Here is a 7,213-nt window from a genome sequence, read left to right on the forward strand (position 1 = left end):
GCCGACTGATCGTGTGGGGCTTCATGCGGGTGATGTCGGTGCCCCTGAAGGTTACGACGCCATCGGATGCGCGGTGCACCCCGCTGATCACGTTGGCGTATGCGATATTCGACGCACCGGCCCACCCCTTGCCGGCGATATTTGCGATGTTGACGATGGACCCGCCGCCCGCCGCCCGCATGGATCGGGCCGCGTGCTGCATCGCGAAGAAGCTGCCGCGGGCGTTGACGTCGAAGAGTCGACGCCACCCGTCAGGGTCGACGTCGAAGAAGTCAAGGCTCCGAGTGATCGCCGCATAATTGACCAAGCCCGCGATTGGACCCCAAGTCTCGACGGACCGGTCGATCAACGAGCGGACCGGGGCCACATCTGCCAGATCGGCGGGGATGAAGGACGCAGCACCTCTTTGACCCTTGATCTCGCCCGCCGCGGCCCGGCCAGCGTGCTCGTCGACGTCTGCTGGTATTACCTCGTAGCCCTCGGCCGCCGCGAGGCCTGCCGGTGATCATGTTGTCAAAGTCGACGAACACCAACGACCTGCTCCCGCCCTCGCGGCCGTCAGCGACTACTGGGCCCGGGTCACCGAACAACTGCGTAGACGCAGCGAGCTCGGTCAGGAACCAAGAGGCGACGACTTCGAGCTGGCGGACGTGCCCGAACGTGAAACGCCGACAGGAACGACCCCAACCTCGATGGCGCGTAGATCCGGAGCATCTCTCCGTGACGCAAACGCCGCAGCCGACTACAGCAGTAGGTACAAAAATTGAGTTACAGGTTCTATCCCACTTAAGTCGTGAGTTCCGGATTTCTATTGCACTATACAAAGTCGCCCGTTACGTTAAGCGAAATGTTCGCTCTGGTCTTGGAGGTTTGAAGTGGTCGACAGTCATGTAGGCGCAGTCAAGACAGACATGCTGGGGCGTCGGCTGCGGGAGTACCGCGATCTTCGCAGGCTGACCCTGCGAGCCGTGGCCGAGCGTGCCGACGTCAGTGCTGGCTTCCTCAGCCAGCTCGAGCGAGGCCTAAGCAGCGCGAGCATCGCCTCCCTGGCCCGCATCGCCTCCGCTCTCGAAATCGGCGTCGCAGACCTGTTCGCTGACGGGAAGATCGGCGTAAGTCCATTGCACGCTGCGGACCGGCCCGTCATCCGGGCCTCCGACGGCGTCCGCAAGACCTTGCTCACCAGAGCCCCGCTCCGGGGGATGGACTTCTACGCGGTCGAGTTCGAGTCCGGCGGCTCCACCGGACCGGAGCAGTACAGCCACCCCGGCCAGCACGAGGTGGTCGCGGTGCTCCAGGGCGCGGTCACCATCGAACTCGGCGATCGCTCGCTGGTCCTTCACGCCGGCGACAGTTTGGACTTCGAGTCCCGCTCGCCGCACCGAATTCACAACCACACCACCGACACCGCCTTCCTGCATTGGGTCATCGGCCCGGCGCAACGATCAGCAAGGAGCAAAGCATGAGGTCTTCCAAACGCCCCGCAACCCTGGTGGCACTGACTCTGGCCGTCGTGGTCATGCCCGCCGCCTGCGCTCAAGGTGGTGCCGGCAAGTCCGACGTCTCGGCTGACTCAGTCGCCGGGTCGAGCGTGGGGAGTGTGAAGGCCGGCGCGCTGAAGGGAACCAAGATGACCTACGTGTCGTACGGCGGGACCTTCCAGGACGGTCAGGAGGAAGCGCTTATCCGGCCCTTCGCCAAGGAGTCCGGCGCCACGGTGCTACCCGACAGCCCCACCGACAACGCCAAGGTCAAGGCGCAGGTCGACTCCGGGAACGTTGTGTGGGACGCGGTCGACTCGACTCCGGCCTTCGTCGCCTCTGAGTGCGGCAAACTGTTCGAGAAGCTCGACTACAAGATCATCGATACCAGCAAGCTGCCTAAGAACACGCCCCCCAGTGAGTGCTACGTCCCCTCTCTTGCCTACGGGTACGGCTTCTTCTACAACGCGGACAAGTACAAGGACGCCCCGCCACAGGACTGGTCGGACTTCTTCGACACCAAGAAGTTTCCCGGCAAGCGTGCGATTGACGGGCGCTCCATACCGACTCCCGGCGTAATCGAAGCGGCCCTACTCGCCGATGGAATGCCCGAATCCGAGCTATATCCGCTGGACATCGACAAGGCGCTCAAGAAGTGGTCGACGATCAAACCCAGCGTCATCACCTGGAAGACCGGTGCGCAGCAGACCCAGATGGCCGAGTCGGGCGCCGCAGACATGGTCTTCGCGTGGAGCGGTCGCATCTACGAGGCGAACGAGAACGGGTCGAACTTCAAGCCCGTATGGAAGGACAGCTTCACCCTTCAGGACGTGTTCGCCGTCGTCAAGGGATCAAAGAACAAGAACTCCTCCATGGCCCTCATCAACTACGCTCTGGGTTCCAAGCAGCAGGCGAAGATGTCCGAACTGACCAGCTACTCGCCGGTGAACACCGACTCGAAGCCGCAGTTGTCCGCTGAGGCGGCGAAGTTCAACACGACCAGCCCGGAGGTCCTCGAGCAGGCCGTTAGCCCCGACTACAAGTATTGGGGTGACAACCTGGACAAGATCTCGGCCGCTTGGACGAAGTGGCTCAACCAGGGAGCGGGACCGTCCAGCGCACCCGTGAAGGGCCGGCGGTTGCCCCGCGGGAGCCCTCACCGGCCAAGGGATCCCGCCGGCGGGATCGCGCGAGCCTAATGCTTATCGGCCCAGCGGTCCTGTTCGTCCTCGTGTGCTTTGTCTACCCGGTGGGCTCGTTCATCATCAAGGCGTTTACCTTCCCGGGCTGGGGACTTCAGAACGTCACCTGGCTACTTTCGGACTCCACCGCGATCGACGTGCTGGTCCGCACCCTGGTGGTGGCTTGCGGAGTCACCCTGATCACGCTGGTCCTGGGGTACCCGTACGCATACCTGATGAGCGTCGCGGGACCGCGTGCCAGGGTCGTTCTCACCTTGCTGGTGCTGCTGCCGTTCTGGACCAGCCTTATGGTGCGCACGTTCGCCTGGGTCGTCATCCTGCAGGACAACGGTGTACTCAACGCCGGACTCAATGGCCTCGGTCTGCCCTCTGCACACCTGTTGCGCACGACACCCGGAGTACTCATCGGTATGTGCCAGGTCCTGATGCCGTTCATGGTTCTGCCGCTCTATGCGACCATGCGCACCATCGACCGCAAACTCATCCAGGCGGGTCAGATCCTCGGCGCGAGCCCACGCCAGGCATTCTGGCGGGTCTTCGTCCCATTGTCGCTGCCGGGCATCTTGGCCGGGACGTTGACGGTGTTCATTATGTCTCTCGGCTTCTACGTCACTCCGGCCGTCCTGGGCTCACCCAAGCAGGAACTGCTGCCGAATGCGCTCTACACCCAGATCAGCGAGCTGCTCCAGTGGGGCCACGGTGCCGCACTCGCCGTCGCGCTGCTGCTCACCGCAGGAGCGGTGCTTGGCCTGGCCATGGCGGTTTCGAAGAAGTTTGGGTCCCGCATCTCCGATGCGGGGAGGCTCGAGCTATGACGCGCCGTTGGCCCCTGTGGGCGCTGGTCAGCCTGATCGCGGCCTGGCTCGTCGCACCGACTCTTGTCGTCATTCCGCTGAGCTTCACCAGCGCGCGGTCCCTGTCGTTCCCGCCAAAGGGTTGGTCGTTGCGCTGGTACGCGAACTTCTTCCAGAACGGGGAGTGGCTTGGAAGCCTGCTCAACTCCCTGCAGCTCGCTCTCATCGTGTCGGTCGCGGCCACCGTCCTCGGCACGCTCGCAGCATACGGGCTGTCACGACGCAAAACGCGCAGCGGCGGGATGACGACCGGACTGCTTCTGACACCGATGCTGGTCCCCTCGGTGGTGTTCGGCGTCGGCACCTACGCGCTGTTTTTAAAGCTGCACCTGGTGGGCACTTTCGCCGGGTTCGCCGCCGCGCATATCGCGCTGGCGATTCCGTTCGTGATGATTCCGGTCAGCAGCGCGCTCGTGACGTTCGACCGGACCATGGAAAGGGCGGCGCGGGTCTGCGGTGCCGGCAGAGCGGCGACGTTCTGGTCCGTCACGTTGCCGGCCATCGCCCCCGGCGTGTTCGCCGGCGCCATGTTCGCGTTCGTCACCTCCTTCGACGAGGTGGTCGTCTCCATCTTCCTGTCCAGCCCCTACCTGGAGACGCTGCCGGTGCGCATGTTCAACAGCCTGCAGCGCGAAGTGGATCCCACCCTTGCCGCGGCCGCCACCTTGATCATCTGCTTCACCACCGCCCTCATCGCCATCAGTTTGACAACAATTTCCAGGAGGAACCGTGTCCGATGAACTGACACTCGCCCCATCCTCGGTCGGGCTCCAAGGCCTCACCAAGAACTACGGCGAGACGCCGGCGGTCCGCGACGTCGATCTGGACATCTGGGCCGGTGAGTTCATGACGTTCCTCGGCCCCAGCGGATCAGGCAAGACCACGACGCTGAACATGATCGCCGGATTCGTCGAACCTACGAACGGCGACGTGCTGATCGACGGCCAGTCGGTTCGTGCCGTCCCCACCCATAAGCGGGGTATGGGCATGGTGTTCCAGGGCTACGCGCTGTTCCCGCACTTGTCAGTCGGGGACAACGTCGGCTTTCCCTTGAAACGGCGCGGGATCGCCAAGAAGAAGCGGCGCCAGCTGGTCGAGGAAGCCCTGGGGACGGTGGAGCTCGATGGCTTCGCGGACAGGTCCCCCCAGGAGCTCTCCGGCGGCCAGCAGCAGCGGGTCTCGCTCGCGCGTGCCATTGTGTACCGTCCGCCGGTGCTGCTGATGGACGACCCGTTGGGCGCCCTGGACAAACGTCTTCGCGATGCACTCCAGGAAGAAATCCGGGCGATCCACCGGCAGGTCGGGACCACGTTCGTCTACGTGACCCATGACCAGGAGGAGGCGCTCAGCCTCTCCGATCGGATCGCGGTCTACAACCATGGCGGCATCGAACAGGTCGGGACACCGCGCGACCTCTACGACCGGCCGGCCACGCTTTTCGTTGCCCGCTTCCTCGGGGAGTCCACCCTGCTGTGCGGCGTGGTCGATACCCCGGACCTGTCCGTGCTGCGCACGGGGTCGCGAAGGATTCCCGTGACCAACCCCAACAAGGTGACCGGTGCGGCGATCGCGATGATCCGTCCCGAACGACTACGCCTGCTGCCACTGGGCGACCCGACCGGCGTTCTCGAAATCAGGGTGCAGAGCGAGACCTACCTGGGTCACGTGCGCAAGCTGGGCATCTCTTTGCCGGACGGTACCGCCGGCGTCGTCAGTGAGTCGCCGGGACTGGCGTCCACAGTGGTACCGGGCGACTCCGCCCTGCTGGCCTGGGACGTGGCCGATGCCGTCGTACTGCCCGGCGAGGAGTAGGCCTCAACCCGCAGCCCGCCCCGCGCCACAGTCAATTCAAACTCCGAGAAGGATCCTCATGCTTAACGGCAACACCTCATTCTGGATGCACGACGCGGGACTGGACGCGCCCACCCGGCCTGCCCTGACGGGTGACACCGACGTCGACGTGTGTATCGTCGGCGCCGGACTCACCGGCCTGTGGACCGCCTATTGGGTGCGTCAGGCGCTCCCTGACGCGTCGGTGCTCGTCGTCGAGGCCAACCGCGTCGGTTTCGGGGCCTCCGGCCGCAACGGCGGATGGCTCTCCGGCAAGATGGTCGGCCTCCGTCGTCATCTGGCCGACGGCCCAGCGGGTCGTGACGGCGTCATCGACCTCCAACGTGCCTGCTTCGAGGCGATCGACGAGGTGCTGGCCGTCATGGCCGCATACCAGGTCGACGTGGATGCCGTCCACAGCGGCTACCTGCAGATTGCGCGCACGCCCTCGGAGCTGGCCCGGGTCAAGGCCGCAATCGCCACGGACCGCGAGTGGGGGCTGTCGGCATCCGACGTCGACCTGCTCAGCGCGGAGCAATTCCAGGAGCGCATCCACGTGCCCGGCGTGCTCGGTGCGTTGTTCAGCCCGCACTCGGCCCGACTCAATCCGGCCAAGCTGGTCAATGGACTGGCCAGCATCGTCGAGGACGCCGGCGTGCGGATCGTGGAACAAACCACCGCCACCGAACTGACTGCCGGATCAGTGACGACAGCACAGGGGACGGTGCGGGCACGTACCGTGCTGCGCGCCACCGAGGGATACACCTCCCGGCTGGCGGGGCACCGCCGCGACATCCTGCCCATGAACAGTTCGATGATCGTGACCGAGCCGCTCTCAGAAGCCGAGTGGGCCCAGATCGGATGGTCGGGCTGCGAGGGCCTGAGCGGTGCCCAGCACACTTACTTCTACTCCCAGCGCACCGCCGACGGCCGGATCGCGATCGGCGGCCGCGGGCTACCCTACCGGTTCGGTTCCCGCCTCGACCAAAACGGGGAACTGGACCGGGTGACCCTCAAGCAGCTCGAGCACCTCCTCATCGGCCTCTTCCCCGGGGCGAAACCGACCATCGCTCACGCGTGGTGCGGAGTACTCGGAGTACCCCGCGATTGGTCACCCTCGGTGACGTACGACCCGGCGACCGGGCTCGGCCACGCAGGGGGCTACGCCGGACAAGGAGTGACCGCGGCATACCTCGCCGGTCGGACCTTAGCCGATCTCGTTGCCGAGAGGCAGACGCGGTACACGGCGCTGCCGTGGACCAACCGGTCCGTACGAAGCTGGGAGCCAGAACCCGCCAGGTGGCTCGGCGCATACGCCATGTACGGGCTGTACCGCGCCGCCGACAAGCTCGAGGCGGCGCGCGGCCGCGACAGAACGTCGCCGCTCGCCCGTTTTGCCGATACCGTCACCGGCCGTCACTGACGGACCCTCTCCCCTGCCCTGGGACGACGTTGTCCACGTGCATAATGCGGCCTGCAGCATAGGTGAGGCCTTTTGCAGGTGTCGCGGGTGGCTGGATGCCCGGGAACAAGTTGTTGACCCTTGCTACCTCAGGGTCGATGTCAGGTTTGTCGCTGGGATCCGGCCTGGGGCCATTCCCATCCTTGTGGTGCAGGGAGCTGCCGCTCAGCATGGCACTATCGCAAGTGGTGTTGAACTCGCAGTAGTGCGCTCAAGATGCGAGCCGTCCAGCACGTAGTTGGCTTGGTCGACCTTCTGGGAGAAGAACGCCTGCTGGCTGCGGGACCCGCATCACCACCATCACCCTCGACGCGGGACCAGAGCTCAGCAACGGGCTCGACCAAGAAATCACCCAGGCCAGGGACGTAGCGCATTGTCGACCCC

General features: G+C 64.9%; 7 protein-coding genes. 6 read left to right on the top strand and 1 reads right to left on the bottom strand.

What is annotated here, in order from left to right:
• The coding region (locus H7290_RS04845; protein WP_290512891.1) for an SDR family NAD(P)-dependent oxidoreductase at positions 1–466 on the bottom strand (466 nt) is incomplete at its 3' end.
• A 409-nt stretch (positions 467–875) separates the two neighbouring features.
• On the opposite strand from H7290_RS04845, the gene H7290_RS04850 reads away from it, so the two are divergent.
• Genes H7290_RS04850 through H7290_RS04875 form a run of 6 tightly spaced genes read left to right on the top strand, consistent with a single transcriptional unit; the run spans position 876 to position 6,790 of the window.
• Entirely contained in the window at positions 876–1,466 is a 591-nt protein-coding gene (locus H7290_RS04850) for a cupin domain-containing protein (RefSeq protein WP_290512885.1), read from the top strand.
• Entirely contained in the window at positions 1,463–2,680 is a 1,218-nt protein-coding gene (locus H7290_RS04855; protein WP_290512886.1) for an ABC transporter substrate-binding protein, read from the top strand. Before H7290_RS04850 ends, H7290_RS04855 begins: the two co-directional genes overlap by 4 nt.
• Complete coding sequence (locus H7290_RS04860) at positions 2,680–3,498, top strand: ABC transporter permease (protein ID WP_290512887.1); 819 nt, start codon at positions 2,680–2,682, stop codon at positions 3,496–3,498. Before H7290_RS04855 ends, H7290_RS04860 begins: the two co-directional genes overlap by 1 nt.
• Positions 3,495–4,277, top strand: coding sequence for an ABC transporter permease (locus H7290_RS04865; RefSeq protein ID WP_290512888.1), 783 nt, complete (start codon positions 3,495–3,497; stop codon positions 4,275–4,277). The genes H7290_RS04860 and H7290_RS04865 overlap by 4 nt, the downstream gene beginning before the upstream one ends.
• The gene (locus H7290_RS04870) at positions 4,267–5,349 is read left to right on the top strand and encodes an ABC transporter ATP-binding protein (protein WP_290512889.1); all 1,083 of its coding nucleotides are present in this window, start codon (positions 4,267–4,269) and stop codon (positions 5,347–5,349) included. The genes H7290_RS04865 and H7290_RS04870 overlap by 11 nt, the downstream gene beginning before the upstream one ends.
• 58 nt (positions 5,350–5,407) lie before the next feature.
• Positions 5,408–6,790, top strand: coding sequence for an FAD-dependent oxidoreductase (locus H7290_RS04875; RefSeq protein WP_290512890.1), 1,383 nt, complete (start codon positions 5,408–5,410; stop codon positions 6,788–6,790).
• Positions 6,791–7,213: the final 423 nt, after the last annotated feature.

Origin of the sequence: Aeromicrobium sp. (assembly GCF_014378035.1) — a bacterium.
Taxonomy (GTDB): domain Bacteria; phylum Actinomycetota; class Actinomycetes; order Propionibacteriales; family Nocardioidaceae; genus Aeromicrobium.

Coding starts and splice junctions, on each gene's coding strand:
- H7290_RS04875 (WP_290512890.1), top strand. CDS start 5,408: ATGCTTAACGGCAACACCTCATTCTGGATGCACGACGCGGGACTGGAC.
- H7290_RS04855 (WP_290512886.1), top strand. CDS start 1,463: ATGAGGTCTTCCAAACGCCCCGCAACCCTGGTGGCACTGACTCTGGCC.
- H7290_RS04860 (WP_290512887.1), top strand. CDS start 2,680: ATGCTTATCGGCCCAGCGGTCCTGTTCGTCCTCGTGTGCTTTGTCTAC.
- H7290_RS04865 (WP_290512888.1), top strand. CDS start 3,495: ATGACGCGCCGTTGGCCCCTGTGGGCGCTGGTCAGCCTGATCGCGGCC.